Origin of the sequence: Desulfosporosinus metallidurans, from assembly GCF_001936615.1 — a bacterium.
Classification (GTDB): domain Bacteria; phylum Bacillota; class Desulfitobacteriia; order Desulfitobacteriales; family Desulfitobacteriaceae; genus Desulfosporosinus; species Desulfosporosinus metallidurans.
In genome coordinates this window covers 1-24474 of sequence record NZ_MLBF01000017.1, presented here as the reverse complement: position 1 = coordinate 24474, position 24474 = coordinate 1, and the positions used below count along the sequence as shown (strand labels likewise).

General features: G+C 44.1%; 19 protein-coding genes and 1 pseudogene. 16 read left to right on the top strand and 4 right to left on the bottom strand.

Annotation, left to right across the window (positions count from 1 at the left end; translation table 11 throughout):
• The first annotated feature begins 8 nt into the window (after window positions 1-8).
• On the top strand, window positions 9-251 hold the full coding sequence (locus DSOL_RS12280) for a hypothetical protein (RefSeq protein WP_075365149.1): 243 nt from the start codon (window positions 9-11) through the stop codon (window positions 249-251).
• A 91-nt stretch (window positions 252-342) separates the two neighbouring features.
• A complete protein-coding gene (locus DSOL_RS12275; protein ID WP_075365148.1) occupies window positions 343-2487 on the top strand; it encodes an ATP-dependent helicase in 2145 nt (714 codons plus the stop codon).
• A gap of 229 nt (window positions 2488-2716) precedes the next feature.
• On the opposite strand, the gene DSOL_RS12270 is transcribed toward DSOL_RS12275, so the two are convergent.
• On the bottom strand, window positions 2717-3133 hold the full coding sequence (locus DSOL_RS12270) for a helix-turn-helix domain-containing protein (RefSeq protein ID WP_075365147.1): 417 nt from the start codon (window positions 3131-3133) through the stop codon (window positions 2717-2719).
• Between the two features lie 191 nt (window positions 3134-3324).
• Here DSOL_RS12270 and DSOL_RS12265 point away from each other — a divergent pair, with 191 nt between their 5' ends.
• From DSOL_RS12265 to DSOL_RS12240, 6 genes are all read left to right on the top strand, one after another.
• Window positions 3325-3576, top strand: a complete 252-nt coding sequence (locus DSOL_RS12265; protein WP_075365146.1) for a helix-turn-helix domain-containing protein — start codon at window positions 3325-3327, stop codon at window positions 3574-3576.
• 251 nt (window positions 3577-3827) lie between these two features.
• Window positions 3828-4385, top strand: a complete 558-nt coding sequence (locus DSOL_RS12260; RefSeq protein WP_075365145.1) for an NUDIX hydrolase — start codon at window positions 3828-3830, stop codon at window positions 4383-4385.
• Between the two features lie 352 nt (window positions 4386-4737).
• Complete coding sequence (locus DSOL_RS12255) at window positions 4738-5850, top strand: BMP family ABC transporter substrate-binding protein (protein ID WP_075365184.1); 1113 nt, start codon at window positions 4738-4740, stop codon at window positions 5848-5850.
• 133 nt (window positions 5851-5983) lie between these two features.
• Entirely contained in the window at window positions 5984-7531 is a 1548-nt protein-coding gene (locus DSOL_RS12250; protein ID WP_075365144.1) for an ABC transporter ATP-binding protein, read from the top strand.
• Window positions 7512-8597, top strand: coding sequence for an ABC transporter permease (locus DSOL_RS12245; RefSeq protein WP_075365143.1), 1086 nt, complete (start codon window positions 7512-7514; stop codon window positions 8595-8597). The genes DSOL_RS12250 and DSOL_RS12245 overlap by 20 nt, the downstream gene beginning before the upstream one ends.
• Window positions 8594-9526 carry an ABC transporter permease gene (locus tag DSOL_RS12240; protein WP_075365142.1) on the top strand — a complete coding sequence of 311 codons (933 nt, stop codon included), beginning with the start codon at window positions 8594-8596 and terminating at the stop codon, window positions 9524-9526. The genes DSOL_RS12245 and DSOL_RS12240 overlap by 4 nt, the downstream gene beginning before the upstream one ends.
• 171 nt (window positions 9527-9697) lie before the next feature.
• Here the strand turns inward: DSOL_RS12240 and DSOL_RS12235 are convergent, their stop codons facing one another.
• Window positions 9698-10615: a DUF4474 domain-containing protein gene (locus tag DSOL_RS12235; RefSeq protein ID WP_075365141.1), complete on the bottom strand. Its 918-nt coding sequence runs from the start codon at window positions 10613-10615 to the stop codon at window positions 9698-9700.
• Between the two features lie 95 nt (window positions 10616-10710).
• Between DSOL_RS12235 and DSOL_RS12230 the strand changes: the two genes are divergently transcribed.
• From DSOL_RS12230 to DSOL_RS12205, 5 genes and pseudogenes are all read left to right on the top strand, one after another.
• On the top strand, window positions 10711-11826 hold the full coding sequence (locus DSOL_RS12230) for a DUF6765 family protein (RefSeq protein ID WP_075365140.1): 1116 nt from the start codon (window positions 10711-10713) through the stop codon (window positions 11824-11826).
• Window positions 11827-12088: 262 nt separating this feature from the next.
• Complete coding sequence (ilvB, locus tag DSOL_RS12225; RefSeq protein WP_075365139.1) at window positions 12089-13777, top strand: biosynthetic-type acetolactate synthase large subunit; 1689 nt, start codon at window positions 12089-12091, stop codon at window positions 13775-13777.
• A 4-nt stretch (window positions 13778-13781) separates the two neighbouring features.
• Window positions 13782-14279 (top strand): acetolactate synthase small subunit, encoded by a 498-nt coding sequence (ilvN, locus tag DSOL_RS12220; RefSeq protein WP_075365138.1) that lies wholly within the window; start codon window positions 13782-13784, stop codon window positions 14277-14279.
• Between the two features lie 242 nt (window positions 14280-14521).
• Window positions 14522-14791: pseudogene (locus DSOL_RS26735) on the top strand (FGGY-family carbohydrate kinase); the annotation flags it as partial.
• A gap of 166 nt (window positions 14792-14957) precedes the next feature.
• A complete protein-coding gene (locus DSOL_RS12205; protein WP_075365137.1) occupies window positions 14958-16520 on the top strand; it encodes a sensor domain-containing diguanylate cyclase in 1563 nt (520 codons plus the stop codon).
• A 50-nt stretch (window positions 16521-16570) separates the two neighbouring features.
• On the opposite strand, the gene DSOL_RS12200 is transcribed toward DSOL_RS12205, so the two are convergent.
• Window positions 16571-17071, bottom strand: a complete 501-nt coding sequence (locus DSOL_RS12200) for an HD domain-containing protein (protein WP_075365136.1) — start codon at window positions 17069-17071, stop codon at window positions 16571-16573.
• A gap of 14 nt (window positions 17072-17085) precedes the next feature.
• Window positions 17086-17823, bottom strand: a complete 738-nt coding sequence (locus DSOL_RS12195) for a putative ABC transporter permease (protein ID WP_075365135.1) — start codon at window positions 17821-17823, stop codon at window positions 17086-17088.
• A gap of 239 nt (window positions 17824-18062) precedes the next feature.
• On the opposite strand from DSOL_RS12195, the gene DSOL_RS12190 reads away from it, so the two are divergent.
• From DSOL_RS12190 to DSOL_RS12180, 3 genes are all read left to right on the top strand, one after another.
• Window positions 18063-21371 (top strand): bifunctional diguanylate cyclase/phosphodiesterase, encoded by a 3309-nt coding sequence (locus DSOL_RS12190; protein ID WP_083642518.1) that lies wholly within the window; start codon window positions 18063-18065, stop codon window positions 21369-21371.
• A gap of 185 nt (window positions 21372-21556) precedes the next feature.
• A complete protein-coding gene (locus DSOL_RS12185) occupies window positions 21557-22717 on the top strand; it encodes an aminotransferase-like domain-containing protein (RefSeq protein ID WP_075365134.1) in 1161 nt (386 codons plus the stop codon).
• A gap of 124 nt (window positions 22718-22841) precedes the next feature.
• Window positions 22842-24474: rod shape-determining protein (locus DSOL_RS12180; RefSeq protein ID WP_075365133.1), on the top strand; the 1633-nt coding region annotated here is incomplete at its 3' end.

Here is a 24474-nt window from a genome sequence, read left to right as displayed (position 1 = left end):
GGACTTTCATGTCGAAATTCTATAAAGTTCTATGGTTCCTCGCAATTCTATTCGTCATTGTTACGACGATAACGTTTACTCTTGGGATTGTTTTAGTGGGAGCAGCGATAGCGAGCTTATTTGGAATTTACCGTTATTACTTGTCTAAAAAAAGAACAAGACACTTCAAGGTGTGGCCAAAAGGGTTTTCTTCATGCGAAGTTATTGATATACAACCTGAAAGGATTCGTCAGAAAGAAGGAAGGGTTTAAGGAAACAAGGGGACAGGTACGTTGTTTCCATGAACGGAAACAACGTACCTGTCCCTCTGTTTGCTGAGACTTACAAAGTGGGAGATTTATTTTGTTAAACGAGAAGGAATTTTTCGAAGAGATTAAAGCTAGAGGCTTTAATTTAACAGAACAGCAAAAAAGGGCCGTTATCCATGATCAGGGCCCACTTTTGCTGTTAGCTGTTCCAGGCGCTGGTAAGACGACAGTTCTAACTGTTCGCTTAGCTTACTTGATTCTTGTAAAGAAAGTAGACCCTCGAACGATTCTTTGTCTTACGTTCGGGCGGGCAGCGGCCAAGGAAATGCGGGAGCGATTAATTAAAAACTTTGGAGACAATGCAAGTGGGCTATCCAAAGCTAGTGGCGAAATCCAATTTTCAACCATCCACAGTTTTGCCTATGAGGTGGTTCGGTCCGCTTTTCGTCAAAGCGGTACTCGATTCGAGATTATTGAAGAACAAAGAGGCGCTGAAAGCAAGACGGGGGTTCTTCGCAAAATTTATGAAAAGTACAATCCTTCAACCATTACAGATGAGCAATTAGAGGGGTTGCAGAATACCATTTGCTATGTAAAAAATACATTAAGCAAGCCCGGAGAGGTTACTAATCTCGATATTAAGAACTTTCCTTTAATTTATTACGACTATGAGGACTATAAGCGAAACAGCCAACCGCGGCTTATTGATTACGACGATATGCTGTCCATCGCGTTTCAGGAGTTAAGAGAAAACCCTAAGTGTCTGGAGGCTTATCAAAAGCGCTTTGCCTATATTCTTACCGATGAGAGCCAAGACACGTCTCTTTTACAGCACAAAATCATAGAAATCGTTGTAAAACCCAAAGGCAATATTTTTGTGGTTGGGGATGATGACCAGAGTATTTTTGGGTTTCGAGCGGCTGAGCCAAAGTATCTCTTGGAGTTTGAGCAGACTTACCCTGGAGCGCAAATTCTTCGCATGGAGCAAAACTTTCGCTCGACTCCACAAATCGTTGAGGTGTCCTGTAGGTTCATCCGTTCCAATACGCTACGTTTTGATAAAGAGATGTTTACGAAGAATCCTAAAGGGGATGTGCTTCAGATCGGTCAATTCAAAGGAATGAGTGAGCAATATCAGTTTATAATCCAGAACCTTAAGAAGCAAAAGGATCTATCGAACGTTGGAGTGCTTTACCGGAATAATCTATCTGCAATTTGTTTAGCCGATGAGTTCAATAGAGCAGGGATTCCCTTTTATATGAGAGAGGTCGGAAAACAGAGGTTTTTCTCCCACTGGGCGATTAACGATATTCTAAATTTCCTACGCTTCTCTTTTAGTGATAAAAGCTTGCCTATCTTCGAGCGAATATGGTCCAAGCTAAGTTGTCATTTGAGAAAGCAACAGCTCGATGATCTCAAGCAAATGCCAATTGATCGTTCCATTTTTGAAATTCTAGCTGAACAGCCAGGGGTTACGTCCAAGCGCAGAAGTGAGTATTTAGAACTAAGAAAGCAATTTAAGGTCCTTAATACTCTTCCGCCTGCCCAAGCCATTCGTTTTATCCGAAACCAGTTAGAGTATGATAGAGCAGTGAAACGAATTTGTGAGGCGTTAGGTTTTTCTGAAGAGTATATCGGGGGCCTCTTAGATGTTTTAATATCCATTGCTCAGAAAGAACCTACGATCGTGGAGTTCGCTAATCGCTTAACGAAGCTGGAAGAGCAGATGAAGTCTTCTTATAAGAATAAGCAAAGTAATGCTGTGACCCTTACAACGATCCATTCGGCCAAGGGTTTAGAATGGGAAGAGGTCTTTTTAATTGATCTCGTCGAAGGGATTATTCCCGAGAGAGAGACGATCAAGGCCGAACAAAGTGGGCAGAAAGAATTACTCGAAGAGGAAAGACGTCTCTTCTATGTGGGGATGACCAGGGCCAAACGACATTTGATCCTCTGCTCTATGGATTATCATCATCATAAGCGCGTTAAAGCGTCTCGTTTTGTTCGCGAGGTTTCCCTTGTGTTGGCTGGAAAAGATCCTCAAGAAATTATCCTCAAGGAAGCGTCAACCCTCCAGAGCGATTTGGTCGCAGGGTTAGTAGTACAACATAAAGCCTTTGGAGAGGGAGTCATCGTCAAAGTAGATGGGAATGTGATTATGGTTCACTTCAAGAACGGTTCACAGCGTTCCTTCTTGAAAGACATCTGTGAAAAGCAGAAATTGATTTGGGCTGTTTAAGTATCAGGGAAACAGTGAAACAACGTACCTGTCCCACTGTTTCCCCACCCCTCTGTTTCTCTATTAGGCAGGGCAGGTGCACACCGCGGTAACGATTTGCCGGCCGGTCTTCACTGCCGCACCTAGGATTAAGAGTTCTTGGGGTAAAGCCATAAGTTTATCACCCGGCATAGATTACCACCTTTTCCTATTGCTTAATATATTACCAAGTTCCTTTGCTATTGCCTATTTAGTTCGAGTCTTTAGGACAAGGGGGCGCTGAACGAAGTTTAACGATAATATCTAGTAGTTCTTCCAGAAGATCTGGTGAGAGACCGGCTTTTTCCGCTTTTTGAGCCAGACGTAGGAAGGGTTGATTTTCTTCCTTAACCATAAATGGAAATAGGTCCTCATTATAGTGAGAGTTTTTGGAACATCCGTAGTTTGATGTCGGTGCTTGAATAGATTCGCTGCCAAGAAAGACGGTAGGGGAAACCTCAAGGGCCAGTGCTAAACGACAAATGGTATCAATGCCTGTGGATTGGCGCTTTCCGGTCTCTAATTGGCTGATAAGACTACGAGCTATCCCGGACCGATGAGATAATTCCTTAGCACTGAGACCTTTAGTTAGCCGAATTTCTTTAAGCCTTTTTCCGAGTTCTGGCATAGGCTTACCCTCCTTTCTTAGATACTTGCCATTTATTCCAAGGTTCATAATAACTTGCTAAAAAATGATTATAGAGTGTTGTTCTTTTTTTTAGAAATAAAACCCTTTATGGTTCACAAGATAGGACAATTGATGCTATAATGATTAATATTGTGAATTAGGTCAACTGGTAGGTAAAGGAGACAAGGGAAATGAATGAAAGTCATTTTGGTCGGAACTTTAAAAAATGGCGGTTACATCGGGGAATAACTCTGCAAGAATTGGAACAAAAAACAGGCTTGAAGAAGCATTATCTCTTTCGGATCGAGCGAGGATTATATAAAGGAACTCCAAACCAATGGATTAGGCTGTTAAAAGAATTAAATGTCTCTATTGAACAGTTTGCTTTAGATCCAAGATTATCAAATAATGAAGAGTTATCTCATAGTAAATCCCAGAGTTAAACAACAAAGACTCTAAAGATCAAAATCTGTTGACAAGGAACCTTGCTGTATTACAATTATTACAGGAGGTTGAAACTTTATGGAAAGATCAGGGAATACTTCTCGCCACAAATGTTTATGAGAAAGGTGCCGTGTGCGAGGGAAAATGGTTAGAGCGAGCAGCCAATACCCTCCCACCCTGATTTGGTCGTAGGAGGGCAGTTATATTTGTTGTGCAGTTATTATAAACGCGAAAGAGAGATAATAAGCATTTGTTCGAGTCAATAAAAAGCTATACCCCTTACAATGAGCAAGAAGAAAAAGATAAAGAAGTATTTTTGTATTGTACAAAGGTATTCGGGGATGTTTTAACTAGGAATAATGAGGTGGCTCATATCACAAGCTCGGCATTCGTAGTTAATAGGGCAAAAGATAAAGTGTTAATGATACATCATAATATTTATAATTCTTGGTCCTGGATAGGAGGCCATGCTGATGGAGAAGAAGACTTATTAGCGGTTGCCATGAAAGAATTGAAGGAGGAAACTGGGGTAATAAATAGTCACCCTATTACCCCGGATATTTTCTCATTGGACATACTAACAGTGTTAGGACATGCAAAAAAGGGAAAATACGTTTCCCCACATTTACATTTATCAGTTGCTTATTTAATTGAAGCTGATGATAACGACTTACTTATTGTAAAAGAGGATGAAAATAGTGGCGTTCAATGGATTCCCCTTGAGGAAATAAACGTTTATAGTACTGAACCTCATATGCATAAGTTATATAAGAAGTTAATTTCAAAAATCAAAGAACTAAGGGGTTAGGAGTTCATTGGGACATTAAGATGAAGATAAACTGATAGGAGCATTTTTGGACGACTATGTATAGTGAAACAGAGGGAGAAACATGGAACCTGTCCCTTTGTTTGCCTTTGTTTGAGGTAAAATGTAGTATCCAAAGAAATCATTGTATTTTTTAAAAACTAATTATATAATAGACAGGATTCTAAGTAATTTGAGCAATGAAGCTTTATGGAGATTTTTATCTCTATAAAGCTTTTTTGTTGCCGGAGGTGGGGGATTTAGATAAATCATATGTAACTTGTGATTGCAAAGCATGCTTTGCGAGGGGAAAATTAAGAAGATCATGGAGAAGGAAGAGGAGGAAAAGTTAGGAATGAGATTAAAACGGAGAAGTACAGTCCTGGTTACCTTGCTGGTTTCTTTACTACTGATTATATCTGGCTGTGGGACCAAAACAGCAGAGACCAAAGCGCCTGAAGCCAGTAAGGAAAAAATGAAGGTGGCTTTTGTTTACGTAGGACCTGTGGGTGACGGGGGCTGGACCTATACCCATGACGTTGGTCGCAAATACCTAGCTGAAAAAATGCCAGATGTGGAAACAAGCATTGTCGAGTCAGTTCCTGAGGGCGCCGATGCGGAGCGCGTATTTACTCAACTCGCTGAAAAAGGCAACAAAGTAATCTTTACGACCAGCTTTGGTTATATGGATCCGACCATTAATGTGGCGAAAAAATTCCCTAATGTAGTGTTTATGCACGCCACTGGTTATAAAACAGCAGACAACGTGGGTACTTATTTCGGCCGCGCTTACCAAGCTAGGTATCTGACGGGTATCGTTGCTGGTAAAACCACTAAGAGTAACCTCATTGGCTATGTTGCCGCGTTCCCGATTCCGGAAGTTATCCGAGGTATCAATGCATTTACCCAAGGGGTACGCTCTGTAAATCCTAACGCTAAAGTAAAAGTAGTATGGACTAATACCTGGTATGATCCTGCTGCAGAGAAAGATGCTGCTAAAAGCCTTCTGGCTGGCGGCGCTGACGTAATCACCCAGCATCAGGATACCCCTGGGCCTATGCAAGCTGCGGAAGAAGCAGGCAAATACGGTATCGGATACAATAGTGATATGTCCAAGATGGCACCCAAGGCGGTGCTTACCTCCGCGGTATTTAACTGGGGTCCATATTATGTGAAGACTATTCAAGCAGTTAAAAACGGTACTTGGAAAAACGAACAATACTGGGGCTCTTTGAGCGACGGTGTTGTTGACATTGCTCCTTTTGGCCCGATGGTATCTGAAGACACCAAGAAACTGGTGGCAGATGCTAAAGCGAAAATCATGGACAAAAAATGGGATGTCTTTACTGGACCAATCAAAGACCAAAAGGGAGAAGTCAAAGTCCCAGCTGGTCAGGTAATGGCTGATAAAGATATGCTCTCCTTTAACTGGTTTGTTGAGGGTGTTGACGGTACCATCCCTAAATAATACGGTTAGAATAAAATCCATTATCTAAACAAGAGATTATGCTTAGAGGACGCTTTAGGCATAATCTTCAACTATTTAAGAGTTTCCTCTAAATAGTTCGTCAGAAACTGTTTGTGAATTGAGGGGAACAGAGATGAACCAATCCCTAATCCAATTGCAGGGAATTGTGAAAAAATTCCCGGGCGTACTGGCTAATGACCATGTGGACCTTGATATTTACCCTGGAGAAATTCATGCTATATTGGGAGAAAACGGGTCAGGGAAAAGCACCCTAATGTCCATACTGGCCGGTCTTTACAGGCCGGATGAGGGAAAAATCCTGGTAAATGGGCTTGAGCAAAAATTGCGTTCCCCCAGAGATGCTATAGCCTGCGGTATCGGCATGATTCACCAACACTTCAAACTGGTGGAGCCCTTCACCGTTGCCGAAAATATTACGTTAGGTGAAAAACAGTCATCCTTTATCCTATCGGGCAAAAAACTTAAAGCCAGTATTCATGAGCTTGGAAAAAAATATGGTCTGGAGCTTAATCTGCACGCTAAAATATGGCAACTTTCGGTGGGAGAGAAACAGCGAGTAGAGATCGTCCGGATGCTTTATCGTGGTTCGAAGGTCTTGGTACTAGATGAACCTACGGCAGTGCTAACCCCTCAAGAAACTGGGGAACTGTTTGGGAATTTGCGTAGAATGGCCTCCGCAGGTTGTGCTGTGGTTCTCATAACCCATAAATTAAATGAGGTTGAGGCGGTTGCAGACCGGGTTACCGTGCTGCGACATGGCAAGGTAGCCGGTGTACTGGAGCAAAGCGACATCAATGCTAAAGAGATGGTCCGCTTAATGGTGGGAAGAGCTGTAACAATGCAGTATGACAAGGAATCTTCCCCTGTAGGCCAGGTCGTACTGCAGCTAGATAAGGTCAATGCCTTAAATGATATGGGTCTTCCGTGCTTACGTGAACTGTCTCTTTGTGTACGAGAAGGAGAAGTTCTTGGTTTGGCAGGCGTGTCTGGTAATGGCCAACGGGAAATGGCGGAAGTAATCTCCGGTTTGCGCAGGGTTGAGAGTGGGAAAGTCCTGTTAAACGATCGTAATATAGGCAATCTCTCCCCTCGCATGATCATTGACCTAGGGGTAGCTTATGTGCCTGAAGATCGCTTGGGGATGGGACTGGTCCCAGACCTTAATACGCTGGACAATCTTATTTTGAAAAACTATCATCAACCCAAGTACTCGGGGCGTTGGCTGTTGAAATCACGGGTTGTCCAACAAAATGCCGAAGATCTGGTTAAACAGTACCAAGTTAGACTAGCTAGCCTGCGTCAGCCTGTAAAAATGTTGTCGGGTGGCAATCTGCAAAAGCTTTTACTGGCCAGAGAAATATCAAGTTCCCCCAAATTAATGGTGGTAATCTACCCAGCGCGGGGACTGGATATTGGGGCCACCGAAGCGGTGCATAAATTGCTATTGGAGTTAAAGAAACGCCAAACAGCGATCCTGCTGATCTCAGAGGACCTTGATGAAATATTCAAATTGGCCGACCGGGTTGGGGTAGTGTTCAACGGTCAAATAACTGGAGAATTTCCCGTTGAACAAACTGACTTGGAAGAAGTGGGACTCTTAATGACAGGCTCCCGCTCAGCCAGAGAAAGGATAAATGACGATGAACCGGCTCACATTTAAACTGGAAAAACGTCTTACCCCTTCGCCGGTGATGGTTTTTATCATACCTTTAATATCGGTACTACTGGCCCTATTATTAGGGGCAGTCTTCTTGTCCTTTACCGGACAAAAACCACTGCACGTGTATTCGATCATGTTCGGGGAAAGTCTGGGTTCAAAATATGGACTCACAGAGACCATGGTCAAGGCTATCCCGTTGATGTTGACGTCACTGGGAGTTTCGTTGGCCTTCAAAATGCAATTATGGAATATCGGTGCAGAAGGTCAGCTTTATATGGGGGCATTTGGCGCATCCTTTTTGCCATTAACCTATCCCCACCTGCCTATCTACCTCATGTTGCCGGGAATGATCGTTCTCGGAATGATTGCAGGGGGGCTGTGGGCTCTTCTAACGGCTCTGCCTAGAGCAATATGGAAGGTCAACGAGATCATTACGAGTCTGATGCTAAACTATGTTGCCATCCTCTGGGTAGACTATCTCGTCTACGGTCCATGGAAGGATCCCAAAGGGTCTAACTTCCCAATAAGCGCACCCTTCCCAGATGCTGCTCGGTTACCTGGTTTGGGGGATTCCCGCATTCATGCTGGACTGTTCTTTGCTTTAGCTCTGGCAATGATTCTGGCAGTCGTTTTCAAATATTCCCGCTGGGGGTACAGCATTAAGGTCATAGGCTCAAGTGAACGTGCAGCGCGCTATGCTGGTATGAATATTAAACGCAATATTTATTTGGTCATGTTTATCAGCGGTGCGATTTCAGGGCTAGCAGGCATGACCGAAGTTAGTGGTATTATCGGCAGGCTCCAACATGGAATCAGCCCAGGATACGGGTATTCTGCCATTATCGTGGCCTGGCTCAGTAAACTTAACCCCTTAGCGATCCTCTTAGTCTCAGTGCTATTTGGGGCCTTGCAAGTGGGGGGATATGCAGTTCAGCTTGAGGGTGTGCCTGCAGCGGTAGCAACCATGATGCAGGGAGCGATTCTTTTCTTTGTCCTCGGAGGCGAAGTATTTACTAACTACCGGGTGAAACTGGTGAGCCGGAAAGGAGAGGAATTGGGAAATTGAGCATCCAAGAATTCTTGATACCTTTATTGGCAGCCGCAATTACCGCTGGTACTCCTATCCTCTATGCGGCCTTGGGAGAACTCATTACCGAACGCGCCGGGATCATCAATCTGGGCGTTGAGGGAATTATGTTGGTGGGCGCGGTCTCAGGGTTTATGGCGGCGGTGGCCACGGGCAATCCTTGGATTGGTTTACTGGTCTCCATGCTAGCAGGTGGAGCAGTGGCTCTCATCCATGCCTTTTTAACCATTACCTTACGGGCCAACCAGGTAGTCAGTGGTTTGAGTCTGACGATTTTTGGGACTGGACTTAGCGGCTACCTCGGAAAGGGATATATCGGAATACCCGTGCCTAAGCCATTCACTATTACGCCCCTTGGCCCCTTGGCAAATATACCGATCATCGGCCCCATTTTATTTCAACATGACATTCTGGTGTACATCAGTTACGCTCTGGTAATCCTCCTATGGTTTTACATGTATCGTACCAGACCGGGGTTAAACCTCAGGGCCTTGGGAGAAAATCCAGCGGCTATGGATGCACTTGGTTTAAATGTCTTTTTCTTAAGATATATCTATGTAATTGTCGGTGGCATGTTAGGTGGAGCCGGGGGAGCTTATCTATCTTTGGCCTATGCCCCCAGTTGGCTGGAAAATATGACGGCTGGACGGGGCTGGATCGCGGTGGCTCTGGTTATCTTTGCTCTGTGGAATCCATTGCGAGCTTTATTGGGTTCTTACCTGTTTGGGGGGATTGATGCCCTTGGTTTCCGCCTGCAGGTTTTAGGGGTTCACGTGTCGCCCTTTTTCTTAAAAATGCTACCCTACCTGTTTACGGTGTTGGTCCTGGTAGTGGTGGTCGCTCGACACAAAGGACGTTTATCAACTCCCGGAGCTTTGGGTCTGTCCTATGACCGAGAGGAGAGGTAGCGCGAAATTCGAATTGAACTATGCGTAAAATAAGTTAATACCCCCGACAAACTAGCTTTGTCGGGGGTATTTTTAAATTCATCGATACTTAACTGCAACTAACGCTCAGAGGCACTCTTTAGTTATATTTCAGTTTCATGTCCAACGCCCTTGGTATATTATTGCTCTTTGTTAGTTGTGTTTAGCGCGTTGCTGAGATAAAATTAACATCCCGGTTACAATGATTACAAGTAATGATGTTTCGAAGATCTCAAATAATGCTTTGGATTTTCCAAACCTCATGATTTTACCATATAACTCAGGCGCTTGTTCCTCGATCGCTTTAATTTTATCCGGCATAGTAGTCGATGTTTTCGTAATTTCTTGATACTTAATACATAATTGTTCATTTTTTCTTTGAATGAACCAATCTGTTGTTGGTGTCCGTGTAATCGGTTGTCGTGTATGGGGCACACCAAATTTGAAACTTACTGTAGTTCTATCCGTTTCTGTTGTAAATTCATCATCAGAGTATCCTGCATTTCTTAATCCGATCACAAACGCCTCACACATTGGCACATTTTTCAAGGTAATTTTAACGTCCATCATTAGTTCTGAGGGTTCGGAAAACTCTCCTAGTCTAAAACCTGTGAGCCACCAGTGGGTTCCTTCTCGTGTAAAGTATGGTTTGTTATTCTTGATTAAAGTATAGGACATTTGCAAAAGATCGTCATTGCTTGCACAATGATAAAAAGCACCCCTAAGAAAACCAGGAATCTTTAGATCAAGAGTCCCTGTATAGACGCCTATTTCGCAACCCGTTACCAGATCATACTGGCCTTTCCACAAGGCAATCATCCATTTTTTTCCACCATATTCAAAGTAAATCGGTTCACAATCTATAATCATTCCTAAAGGTGCTGCCGCTTCATCATACAAACGACAATATCCAATCCCTCTTTGCCATGGATCCATATTAGAATAAAAAATGTCTTGTTTTGGATCATATGAATAACCGGCAATTTCTACTATATTATCCAGTTCCTCATTACCCGTCTCTTGAGGTAAGAGGACCGTTTCATCGTTAGAGTTTATTACCCGAACGGACATTTAGATCACCCCCCTTTAGTACATAATATTTGGTTTGCGCATAGTATGGTGCATCGATTCATAAATTTTTTGATCGAAGTTTAAGGAGGGGAACTATGAAAAGAGATGCCCATTACTATGCTATTCTAGCGTTTTGTCGCGCATGTGGTTTTAAAAAAGACAGTGCTCAAGTCATTGCCTATGCTTCACAATTTGTGGATGATGCGAAAATAAATCTTATGTTTATTGATAGTTCGAGTCATATTCCTGAGCATGACCTTGTTGAAAATCGTTCTGCTTTTTTTAATATGGCGACTTGCCATTCTTACTTTCGCATTAATACATTTAATTACGAGGCTATGGTAAACAACACGATTGCCTTTCATTTTGTTCCAGGCTGTAAAGGTGAGAACTTTACGAAAAGGCTGCGTTGCAAGGAAGAAGCCCCAATAATTCTAGATATCATAAATGACGTATTTCTTGAGGATGACTTGATTAAGCTAGGTATCATTTTGCATGCGTATGCAGATTCCTACACTCACCAAGGGTTTAGTGGGATGTTGAGTAAAGTCAATGATATTAAGAATTGTAAAGCAATAACAAAAGAAGATTTAGGGTTGTTATACAAAATCCTACATTTTTTTGCGCAATTCGGTCGGGAAAACTATGAGAAATTATTTGATCGAATTATGCCTGCCTACGGACATGGTCAAGCACTGGAATTTCCAGATATCCCTTCCTTGGTCTGGTCGTATGAGTTTGACGAAAGTGGCGAATTTAATGGTTCTTATAAGAGCGTAGAGATCGACAATAAAGAAAGATTTAAACGAGCTTTCAATAACATTAGAAAACATTTGGAGGATTATCTAGCATTACATAATCAATACTTGGATTGTTATTTAGGATTTGAAAACTTTGATATCCTTATGGATACGCTGTTATCGGAAGGAGAGGATAAGAAAAGGGAAAAGAATTGGATACGACTTCTTATCGAGCAGGGACTATTTAATACGGATGACCTAGATTTAATAACCTACGATGACAATAAATGGTTGAAAGAAGCATTTCGTAATTTTGACCCAAAAATTTTTGATGATAGGCAAGTGGATGGAGTTCAATTAGCGGATAACTTTTCAAATTCTAATTGGTATGGTTTTTATCGAGCGGTTAAGTGGTATAAGAAGAAATTCTTCCAATACTGCACTAAGTATGAATTAAGCATTCCTCATTAACTTGGGGTCTCTATTGAAGTGACTATGGAATGCCCAAGACGGTACTTCCCGGCGAATTTTCTCAAGAAAGAGCTGGACTATTTGTGAAGTTAAATGCAGCTAATCTCTCCGTAAGGGTTAGCTGCATTTATGCTATAATAGTGAAAAAATGCTACTCATTTAACAAAAAGAATATTTTGATTAAACTTAAATCTGTTATAATATAGGGAAACATTTATGAACCTGTCGGTTCAGAGGTGAGCAGAAAGGGAGGGTCAATAATTTGAAGATGAGTGGAGCAGAAGCAATTATAGAATCCCTGAAGAACGAAAACGTTGACGTAGTTTTTGGCTATCCCGGAGGGGCGGTGTTGACGCTTTATGATGCTTTGTATACTGCAGAGTTTAGACATATTCTAACCAAACATGAACAGGGAGCGGTTCATGCAGCCGACGGTTATGCCAGGGCAACTGGTAAGGTCGGAGTGGTCATTGCTACTTCCGGGCCGGGGGCAACCAATTTAGTGACAGGTATTGCCACAGCTTACATGGATTCTATACCCTTAGTTGCGATTACGGGTCAAGTCGCCGTTCCTCTGATTGGAAGGGATTCCTTCCAAGAGGCAGACATTCGAGGGATCACGACTCCTGTTACGAAACACAACTATTTGGTGAAAAAGGTAGAGGATTTACCTGGAGTTCTTAAAGAAGCTTTCTATATTGCACGTACAGGTAGGCCCGGACCTGTGGTAGTAGATGTTGCTAAAGATGTCTTTGCTGCTTCTCTGGATTATCATTATGCGTCAGAAGTGAAGTTGCGGGGGTATCATCCTATATTCGAAGGGAATCTAGAGACGATCAATCAGGTTTTTGAGGAATTAAGATCCGCTCGCAAACCGCTTATTTTTATAGGTGGTGGGGTGAATCTATCGGGTTCGTCTGAAGCCTTGAGACAGCTCGTTGATCAGACAGGGTTTCCTGTCATTTCGACCTTGATGGGTTTGGGAAGTCTTCCGTATGATCATCCCCAGTTTTTTGGCATGGTTGGAATGCATGGAACGTATGCAGCCAATATGGCGACGACAGAATGTGACTTGTTGCTAGGTATCGGGGTTCGTTTTGATGATCGAGTGACTGGACTTTTGAGCGATTTTGCTTCAAAGGCCAAAGTGGTTCACTTTGACATCGATCCTGCGGAAATTAACAAAAATGTTTTGGCCCATTTGCGCGTGATTGGAGACCTGAAATGGTCTTTACCTGCTCTTGTGCAACGGGTTAAGGACGTTTCCAGCGAGTTAAAACAACAAGTTCGAGCCTGGACTGAGAATGTTCTTAGCTGGCAACGCGAAAACCCTTTAACTTACGAGCGCGACGCAGAGCTCGTGATGCCACAAACTGTGATAGAGAAAGTCAGCGAGTTGACCCAGGGTGATGCCGTGATTGTCACGGATGTTGGACAACATCAGATGTGGGTAGCTCAGTACTACGGATTTAAACATCCTCTTTCGTTTCTGACCTCTGGCGGGCTAGGTACGATGGGGTATGGTCTTCCAGCTGCTCTGGGAGCGCAATGTGGTTTGCCGGATAGTACGGTGATTTTATTTGCTGGCGATGGCGGAATCATGATGAACTGCCAGGAACTGGCGACTGCTGCGAATTATAATTTTCCAGTTAAGATCTTGATCTTAAATAATCAGACGCTAGGCATGGTAGCTCAGTGGCAAAGGATGTTTTACGGCGGACGCTATTCACATACTAGTCTTAAAGGAAACACTGATTTTGTGAAATTGGCTGAGGCTATGGGTGTGGCTGGATTAAGGGTGACTAAACCGGAGGAACTTGATAAAGTCCTAAAAGAAGCGTTAGCTACGCCTGGTCCTGTCGTCGTGGATATCCGGACGCCGGAAACGGTGGACGTCTTGCCTATGGTTCCGTCGGGTGCACGTTTGGACCAGATGATTATGGGAGGTTAGTTGCATGAAACACACACTCGCTGTTTTAGTAGAAAATAGACCAGGGGTTTTAACCCATATTTCCGGACTGATTAGCCGCCGAGCGTTTAATATTGAAAGTATTGCTGCAGGATATACGGAGGAACCGGATACCACGAGAATTACGATTGTGGTGGAAGGGGATGAGATCGAGCAGGAGCAGGTTGTTAACCAACTGTCTAAATTAGTGGATGTCATAAAAATTAGTGATCTTACGGCCGTCGAGTCGATTCAGCGCGAGTTAGCCTTAATTAAGGTCAAAGCGAGCCTAGAGACCCGTTCAGATATCATTAATATTGTGGATATTTTCCGGGCAAGCATTGTGGATGTTAACCGGGAGACGATGGTTATCGAACTTTCCGGGGATGAAACAAAGATCGATGCTTTATGCCAAGTCCTCGATGAGGATCATGGAATTATTGAAATTGCTCGGACAGGTAGGATTGCTCTTTCAAGGGGGCCAATTCCAGCTAAGGATCGGTAAGTTGAACAAAAAGCGATTGGGCAAAACCCAATCGCTTTTATAGAATTTATCATTTAACGTTTTCGTCCGATTATCCAGACTATTAAACTTAACAAAATCATAAGGCTTCCTACGAGACAAACACCATTCCATTGCCAGAGGCTCCAGGCGGTCATACCAGAGTATGACCCTAGTGCTCCCCCAATGAAGTAGGTGACCATGTATATTGTGTTAAGCCCACTCTTGGCTTCAGGGAGCAAACCGGAGGGGCAGCAGCTAATAACTTCCTCATGCAGTTTCAGGCCAATATGTTAGGAGTTCCGGTGGAACGCCCACGGGTCATTGAGACAACTGCCTTGGGAGCCGCCTATTGGCGGGCTTAGCGGTGGGATTTTGGCGGGATTTGGATAAACTGAAGACGTCATGGAGATTGGATCAACGATTTGAACCGGAAATGAGTGGAACGGCGGACTAAGCTATACCGTGGGTGGGAAAAAGCAGTTTTGCGTACCCTTGATTGGGATGAGGAGTAGGGCAAGAACAAAAGACAACCTTCAGTTTTTGTGGTTGCCTTATATAGGTTACGGGGCTTATAATAGCTATTAACTGACTGAATTCAATAAAAAATGTTCTTGATAGTGCTTTTATTTAACTTAATTGGTAACAATAAGTGACGCGAGATGAAAGGGAGATAAGCCCATGCAGCTTCAACCTCACAGTAATCGCCTGAAACCGGAAGATATTTTCGGACTCCTTCAGGAAATTTATCATGAGGAAAATTTAGAAGACGCACTTAAAATTTTAACCCAACGCGGGCTTGATCTTTTCAACTCTACGATGGCCGGTATTTGGTTATTTCAAGAAAAGAAATTTCATTCTCTGACCATCAGCGCCCGAAATGAAAAGCAAGAAAAGTTTCTAACCCATAATGATCTCCCGTCAGACTTACGGAACTTTGTAGAGGGAGGGATAGAAGGGAACGCTTTTGTCGCACTGAAAATGACGCTTCATGAGATTGATGAATCTGGGAACGAGCGCAATTTAGCCGACTCTTGTGACTGTTATTGTTTCTCGGCTTGGAGCGAAGCACTTCGGGAGTTCGGTGTGCGCCGAATTTTATGCGTGCCCCTCGTCCATTTTGGCCAATTATTTGGTTTGCTAACCCTATTCAGTGATGATCCCACCTCCTTTGACGAGGAGAGTGTCTATTGGTTGGAACAGCTTATGCCTTTGATTTCTTCCAATGTTTATGAGCAACAGTTGCGTCTGGCGGCCCTTGAGCGCGAACAGGCTCTGTCGTTGCTCCTGCGGGGAACAGAGATTTTGGTAAAGGCGGTGTCAGAAGTACAGTTGCTGGCAGAAGCTGGAGAAATGGCCATGGGAATTCTTTACCTGGAGGCCGGTTTTTTTCATATGGAAATGGATGGAGAATGGAAATTGCGTGCGCCCTTTGGTCGACTTAAACAGTTTGAAGCTGTTTGGCAAGAATGGATTCAAAAAGATAAACAGGTAAACTATCCGTTGGGTTATGTACCAAACTTAAAACCAGCCTTGAGAATTCTCGAAGAGAATGACCAAAAGGATAGTGCTTACCCAGTGAAAAAAATCCTGATTCAGCCGATCGAAACCTATCGAGGGGTCGTTGGGGAACTTTGGCTCATGGACTCCGGAACGAGTGACCTTGAACAGAGCCAGGAGATTCTCTCTGCGTTTGTACGCATGTTAAGTATGGCCTTAGAGACAATTCGACAAAGACGGGAACTTGAGGATTTGGCGATGACGGATCGGTTGACCGGCATTTTGAATCGCCAAGGGTTTGAACAACGGATTCGAGGGGAAATGGCGAGTACCCTTAGGCGCGGATCGACGTTTCTTTTTCTGATTCTTGATTTGGACGGATTTAAGAATCTAAACGATACACAAGGGCATCCGATTGGAGATTTGGCTTTGCGCCATGTGGCACAAAACCTTCAAAAGTCCGTCCGACAGGAAGATATCGTTGCTCGGACTGGTGGTGACGAGTTTACAGTCATTTTAACGGACCTAAAATCGGGCCCGGATGCACTAATAGTCATGGAGCGGTTAAAGAATAACTTGGGTTTAGAAAAGTATGGTTTAGGATTAAGTATTGGAGTAGCGGAGTTCCCCACAGAATCTAAGGATTATGAAACACTTTATAAGGTCTCGGATCATCGGCTTTACATAGGAAAGCAAAATGGCAAAGGGCATATTGTTATGGGAAATACGTATGCTGCAGAATAACATAGTTAATAAGGGAAACGGCATGCTTTATTTAGAAAGCATGCCGTTTACTATTTTGTTTGTTTTGATAGGTGGAGAGAAGTGCGTCGCTCAGAGGGTGGAAGTTCACGTTTGAATTTAAACCGAAATTCCTGGATCGATGCCATTTTATCAGCAACCATTACGAGAAAAGCCTCCCGGCTTCGGGGCATGCGCGGGGTGAGTGGCCACATGTGGCTCAAGATAATGTCTTTTTCCTTTTCACTTAGTAGGAAACAACGTTCTGCGTTCTGGCAAGCGATGCGGGGATGGCGAAAACCATGCCATCTCGATCCGTCCGGTCTAAGGTGATGCCAATCATACAAGAAAAAGTCATGGAGGAGGGCGCCACGGGTGATCGCATCCGTATCTAGATGGAGTGTTCTTTCGAGGCGTATGGACCAGTTATAAGCGATCTGAGCAACACGGATAGAGTGTTCCAGTGTCGTAAAGGGCCGATGATGAGTAAATGAGGCCAACTGTTTATACTCCTCGTGGTTTAAAATGTCGTTGACGTGATCTGCCAGATTCAAATGAATTCACCTTCCTAGTCATCTAAGTGAGGACCGTTTCCCCCTTCAGAGTTGTAGAATTTTTGTCTTTGAAGTCTTAAGAAGTTTTCCAGTGCTTCTTGTTTGGCATGAAGCAAAGACATTTTCTCGCTTAAAGTATGGCGCATTTTTGGATAGGTATGCAGAAGGCGACGAAACTGGGAAAAAGCCATTAGAAAAGGCGTGAATTCCAATCGTTCATAGCGTTCTTGGAACACGACCACAAAGTGTTCTAGGCGGCGAAGCAATAGGGAGGAATGGATAATATCCCAAATAACATAGGTTGTCAAGATAATAGCTAAGGTTGGACGAACGGAAATGGGGATACGCAGCATTTGGATTTGAACCGCTGGATGAATAATGAGGTGAAACACAAGGCCCAAAACTCCCCAGAGCAGGGAGTAGGGGAGAGCGATACGCCCATGGAGATTGAAGGGCGTTGAATGATAGTCCCAAAGTTGCAAATGAAAGAAACGTTCAAAAAACCAACCAGCTAGATATTCTAGCACGGTACTTAAAAAAACGAACCAAGCAAACTGCCCTTCCCAAGCTATGTGAGATAATAGCCCAGAAGAGAAAATCACCAGCGTTGTAAAAAACCCATAAATCGGAAGGAAGGGGCCGGATAAAAATCCTGGATTCACCATACGCCTTTGTTGGATTGAACGGTATATGGTTTCCATGATCCAGCCAGCAAAAGCGTAAAAAGAAAAAGTGAGGATAAAGATTGTCATAGTTTTCCCTTTCAGTACCCTACTAAACTAAAAAATTACGAGCATAGCTCTTCTTCTAGTGTACTCTAAAAGCTCATCGTTGTACATTGATATGGAAATGCAGTCGTTATTCATATTGGTAGGTAACTTCTTTTTTATAGAGCTCTCAAATCTTCTTTGTCTTATTTTATAGTATAAACATAAATTAGCAGGAATTTTATGTAATATTGGAGAATGGAATCCTAAGGAGGGAATCCATTATGCTAGAAAATCTAAAATGGGATCATTTAAAACGTGTTACCCCTTGGCGGTTGTCAAGTCTTTACGCGCTGATCGGTGGTTTGTGGATTGTCTTCTCGGATCGTGTCTTGGGTTTTTTTGTAGTGGATCACGATATATACATCCAGTTATCAACGGTTAAAGGGTGGCTGTATGTTGTCGTGACGTCGGTACTCCTGTATTTTTTATTTTACTGGGGAGTGAAGTCACAGCAAGAATCTGAGGTAGCCCTCCAAGAAAGTTATATACAATTACAGTTAAAGCATACCGAACTTCAGACAGCCCATGAAGAAATGGAAGCCACGCATGAAGAACTTGTGGCGGCAGAGGAAGAATTAAAGCAGCAGTTTTATGAAGTTCAGGAACAAGAGGCCTATTATCGACGGATTTATGAAGGGATTTCAAGCGGGATTTTGGTGCAGGACCGATTTGGTAAGCTGATTCACGCCAACGATGCAGCATCTCGTTTGTTAAAGCGTAGCCGCCTCCAGTTGTCTGGTCCTACGCTGTTCGATGGGACTTGGGAGGCCAAGTTCTCAGAAGGAACCCCGTTTCGTTGGGAAGAACTGCCTGGGGATGTACTTTCTGGAAATACTAGATCCTCAATGTATCGTGTAATAGAGGTCTCAGGGGAAACTATTCCGAAATCCTGGCTTTCAATTCATTCCGATCCTATCCAGAATGTAAATGCTGAACACGATCAGGAAATTGTCACGACCCTAGTAGATATTACAGAAGAAAAAACCTTGGAAACTTACGAACACCTTTTAAAGGAGATTGACCGTCTGGTGTTGCAAGAAAAACCCCTCGCTGAAATAGAGAAATATTTGTGTGAACAACTTGTTAAAGAAATGGATTTACCCTGGGTTTGGATAGGGATGAAAAAAGACGATGGGATGGTTGAATTTCGAGCGCAAGCAGGAATTAAGAACGTAGACTCTCTTATTGTCCGTTGGGACGAGTCTCCATATGGGCAGGGAGCTGTGGGGCGGACGATTCAAACAGGGGGAAAGCATGTCGATGTGTTAGAGGGTAACCCTCTCTTTGAAGCTTGGAAGGAGTTTGCAGAGCAAAACGGACTTCGTTCCGTGGCGGCTTTTCCCTTGACACATCAGGGGGAAACGTTTGGTGCGTTGACGTTGTATTCGAGAGAGGCTGATTTTTTTGACGTAAAGCGTATCGCGTTTCTGGAGCGTTTTTCACTTCAATTGGCCCTAACCTTTAACTCTGCTCAAGATCGGGAACACTTGGAACGCTACCGACTTTTAGCTGAGGATTCCTTGGAAATCATTCTCTTTATCCACCCGGACGGACGGATCATCGATGCCAATGAGGCAGCGGTGAATCGTTATGGTTATACCCGCGAGGAATTGACTCATCTGCATATACAAGATTTACGCCTGCTCGAGGATAAGAGTGCACTATTTAATCAACTCCAAAAGGCACGGTTAGGGATTCAGTTTGAAAGTCTGCATCGTTGCAAAGACGGAAGCGTATTCCCAGTCGATGTCAGTTCCAAGGGAACAATCTTTCATGGGAATCCGATTATTGTAAGCATTATCCGTGAAACCACAGAGCGTAAAAATGCAGAAGCCATGGTTTGGCTGGCGAAAGAACGGGCTCAAGTCACTCTGGATTCCATCGGAGACGCGGTGATCACAACGGATGTACTGGGGATCGTAGAGTACCTAAACCCGATAGCAGAGGCCCTAACCGGTTGGACAACTTCAGAAGCGGTTGGACACCCATTGGAACAAGTTTTTCGTATAGTCAATGAAAAAACTGGCAAATCGGTAGAAAGTCCGATAGTCCGGTGTCTAAGAGAGGGCCGTATCGTTGGGTTAGCCAACCATACCGTCTTGATTCATCGAGAAGGACAGAGGATTGCAATCGAAGACTCGGCTGCTCCTATTCGCGATCGCCAGGAAGCAGTCATCGGAGGGGTTCTGGTTTTTCATGATGTTAGTGATAAGCGAAACCTTATGAGAGAACTGGCTCATCAAGCCCATCATGATGCCCTGACCAGTCTTCCGAACCGGCTCCTATTCAATGAACTCTTAAATCAAGCACTGGCCCAGGCAAGGCGCAAGCGGAGTAGGCTGGCGGTCTTGTTCTTGGATTTGGACCGCTTTAAACTAATCAATGATACGATGGGGCATAATATGGGGGATCGTCTCCTTAAGGAGAGCTCAGAGCGCCTTAAGCAAGCTTTGCGCGAAGGAGATACAATTGCCCGTCAGGGTGGGGATGAGTTTTTGGTGCTCCTTCCGGAAATAGGGCAAGAAGAAGAAGCCGCCTCCATAACGGAAAGAATTTTGGCTGTATTTCTTAAACCATTTGTACTTGATTGGAATGAAGTCTTTATCAGCACGAGTGTCGGAATAAGCCTTTACCCAAACGATGGCAGTGACTTAGAGACGCTGGTCAAGCAAGCGGATACGGCTATGTATTATGCCAAGGAACAAGGCAGAAACAACTATCAATTTTTTACGCCTGAACTCAATTCTAGGGCACATGAACGTCTCTCTCTTGAAAACAGCCTGCGCAGAGCCTTAGAGAGGGAAGAATTTGTCCTCTATTATCAACCACAAGTGGATTTCGAAAGCGGGTGCATCGTAGGAGTGGAGGCCCTGATTCGTTGGAACTCAGTAGAGCGGGGAATCGTTTCGCCGGACGCGTTTATTTCTATTGCGGAGGAAACAGGCTTGATTGTCCCCATCGGGGAATGGGTATTGCGAAGGGCGTGCACTCAGAACCTAGCCTGGCAAGAACAAGGGTATCCGCCTTGGCGTATCGCGGTAAACATCTCAGCGCGGCAACTCCAAGAACCCCATTTTATCGAGTTAGTCGCGCGGATTTTGCAGGAAACTGAAATGGATCCTCAATGGCTGGAAATCGAGATCACGGAAAGCATTGCTATGGAAAAAGGTGAGTCTTCTGTTGAAATGCTGCGTAGTATTAAAGAATTGGGTGTGCGAATTTCCATCGATGACTTCGGAACAGGGTTCTCCTCACTTAATTATTTGAGGCAGTTGCCTGTTGATACCTTAAAAATCGATCAGTCGTTTGTTCGGGATATATGTCCGGACGCAAATGGGGAAGCAGTCATCACGGCGATCATTCTGTTGGCTCAAAACCTACGACTGAAAGTGATTGCCGAAGGAGTAGAAACTGAAACTCAATGGTCCTTCCTAAAGGATAAGCGCTGTGACGAAATGCAAGGATATTTCTTTAGTAAACCACTTCCGGCCGAGGACCTGGAAAAACGCTTCTTACACCCACAAGGGTAAATTTAAGAAATTCATTGGCTATGGGTTTTAGAAGCAGGAATTTATTTAGGAAAGCAGAAATATAAAGTAGCCAACTATATTGTCGGAAATAACTAAACGATTACGGTTAACATCTTATCTGCGTAACTAGTATTAGTGGATAGAAGTTATTCGCAACATAAGGACAAACTAGAGGAGGAGATCTAATGCAGTACGCGAGTTGGATGGAAACGTTAGGAGAAGGATTTATCGGAGAAATATTAAAAGCTGCTCAGAACCCTAGTATGATTTCGTTTGCTGGGGGATTACCTGCCCTGGAACTTTTCCCGGATCAGGAATTACAACGTTGTTTTCAACGAGTTTTTGAAGAGCAGGGAAAATCGGCTTTACAATATGCGCAAACGGCGGGACATCCGCAACTCAGGGAATGGATAGCCCAGCAGCATAAGAGAAACGGCAAACCGGTTTCCATGGAAGAAATTGTGGTGACAACGGGTAGCCAACAGGGACTGAGCTTATTAGCGCAAACGTTTCTCGATCCTGGGGATGTTGTTTTCGTAGAGACTCCCACTTATTTGGGTGCGATTCAAGCTTTTCAAGGGTTCCGAGCTCAGATGATCATGATACCGTGTGATGAGCAGGGGATTATCCCCGAAGAACTGGAAACACTGCTCAAAGAAGTGACGCCAAAGTTTTTATACATTATTCCCAACTATCAAAACCCTTCAGGCAAGGTCATGGGGCTGGAACGAAGAAGAGAATTACTACGTGTCGCTCAGGCCTACGATTTGCTGGTGGTTGAAGATAACCCTTATGGCGAGTTGCGTTTTGAGGGAGAGGGGTACCCTGATTTAATCGATTTGGGGGAAAACGTCATTTACTTAGGTACGTTTTCTAAGGTTCTTGCTCCCGGGCTGAGAGTGGGTTACGTGGTTGCCGACACCGATATCATTGACCATCTTTGCTTAACCAAAGAAGGTGTGGACTTGCATAGCAATAATCTCACGCAACGTGCCGTGTTTGAGTTTTTGAAGGAAGGGTTGCTTCCGGCTCATATCCAGAAATTGCGTGCACTTTACAAGGAACGCAGGGGGGCAATGGTTGAGGCTATCGAAAACTATCTAGGCGATGATGTGGACATGATCGTTCCCTCAGGGGGGCTTTTTCTCTGGGCCCGCTTCAAAAAGATTAATAATAGTTTTGACTATGTCCAAGAGACGATTCGGCAAAATGTACTCTATGTACCCGGTGCGTTGTTTTACCCGGATGGGCGCGTAACGTCAGAGGTGCGCTTGAATTATTCCTGTTCAACACCAGAAATGATTGAGGAGGGTGTTCAGCGTTTGGCTCGGGCGATGCAAGCGTAAACCATAAAGTATTCTTGAAACCTCCACTCTGCGCAGGGATTGCATGGGTGGAGGTTTGTTTAATTACGAAGGAGAAGGATTTTTCGATTAGGGAGTCGAATTGACTCAGAGAGAGGTGAGACTAGTGGAACCTATCTTTGCGTTAGATATTGGAACCCGTATGGTTATGGGCCTAGTGATGACGAAGAGTCAAGACCAAGGGTATGAAATCTTAGCGAGCGCTCGTACCGAACATCGGCAACGGGCCATGTATGACGGACAAGTTCATGATGTGGATGAAGTTGCTCGGGCTGTTATAAAGGTTAAAGAGATCCTGGAAAAGAAGCTAGAGATTACGTTAACCCGTGTTGCCGTGGCGGCAGCTGGTCGGGCGTTGAGAACGGAAGTTGCGTTTGCTGAACATAAGGAATTACTTCCGGTGCGCTGGGAGCGGGAAGATGTCTTAGCGCTAGAAATGGAAGCAGTTCATCAAGCCCTTCGTCAGCTGAAATCGTCAACTGACGATGATTCCCAAAGTTACCATTGTGTTGGATATAACCCTATTGCCCAGTGGAATGAGGGAGAGGAGATTTCCAATCTGATCGGGCAGCGTGGGAATATAGGCAAGGTATCTGTGATTGCAACTTTTTTACCTCGGACGGTCGTTGATGGTTTGGTGGCTGTATTGGCTCGAGTGGGCTTGGAAATGACAAGTTTGACCTTGGAACCGATTGCGGCAGGTATGGCCGCCATTCCGGCGACTATGAGGCGTCTTAATTTGGCTTTGGTCGATGTTGGGGCAGGTACTGCAGATATTGCCTTGACGCGGAAGGGAACCTTCTTTGCCTATGGGATGGTTCCTATGGCTGGAGATGAGGTTACCGAAGCAATTTGTGCTCATTATTTATTAGATTTCCAAGTGGGCGAAAAAGTGAAACGAGAAATTAATAAGAAAGCACGCCTGAGTTTTACGGATTTTCTCGGAGCTAAGGTCGTGGTCAATAAGGAAGACGTTCTCAACCTAATTCGGTCAGTCGTGGAAACGTTGACTGAGAGCATTGCCAAGGAGATTTTAAATCTCAATCAGGAGGTTCCGCAAGCTATTATTCTCATCGGCGGCGGAAGTTTAACCCCCATGCTTTCCGAAATGTTGGCAGAGACCCTAGGAATTCCTCAGAACCGAGTCGGCATTCAAGTCAGAGAACGGCTCGGAGAGATTTATGGGGAGAAAAGCTTAAAGGGGCCAGAGAGTGTTACTCCGATCGGGATTGGGATTGCCGCGCTTGAAGGAAATGGACTTCAGTATTATACCGTATCGGTTAACAATACCTCTGTTCCGATTTTCGAATTACAATTAACAACGGTTGCTGAGGCTTTACTTGCTGCGGGAATACAGCCACGTTCATTTTTTGGCCGGCCGGGAGCGGCTTTGACCTTTGAGTGGAATAACGAAATGCGGGTGATTAAGGGTACTATGGGAACCCCAGCCCTTTTAACGGTTAACGGTACACCTAGTAAATTGGATCAAGCCTTAAAAGCGGGGGATGAAATTACGTTTATCCCAGGCGAAGCGGGTAGGGATGCACAGGCGTGCTTTGCTGAGGTATTGCCTTCTCAAAACGCAAAATGGGTGTTCTGGAACGGCGAACGTGAGGAATTCTCACCTCAAGTTTATGTGAGTGATCGGTTAGTTAGTAAAACGGATCAAATTCTCGATGGGTATAAAATTACGTACCTTCCTAACGATGATCTCACCCATCTTTTTAAGCAAAAGGGTT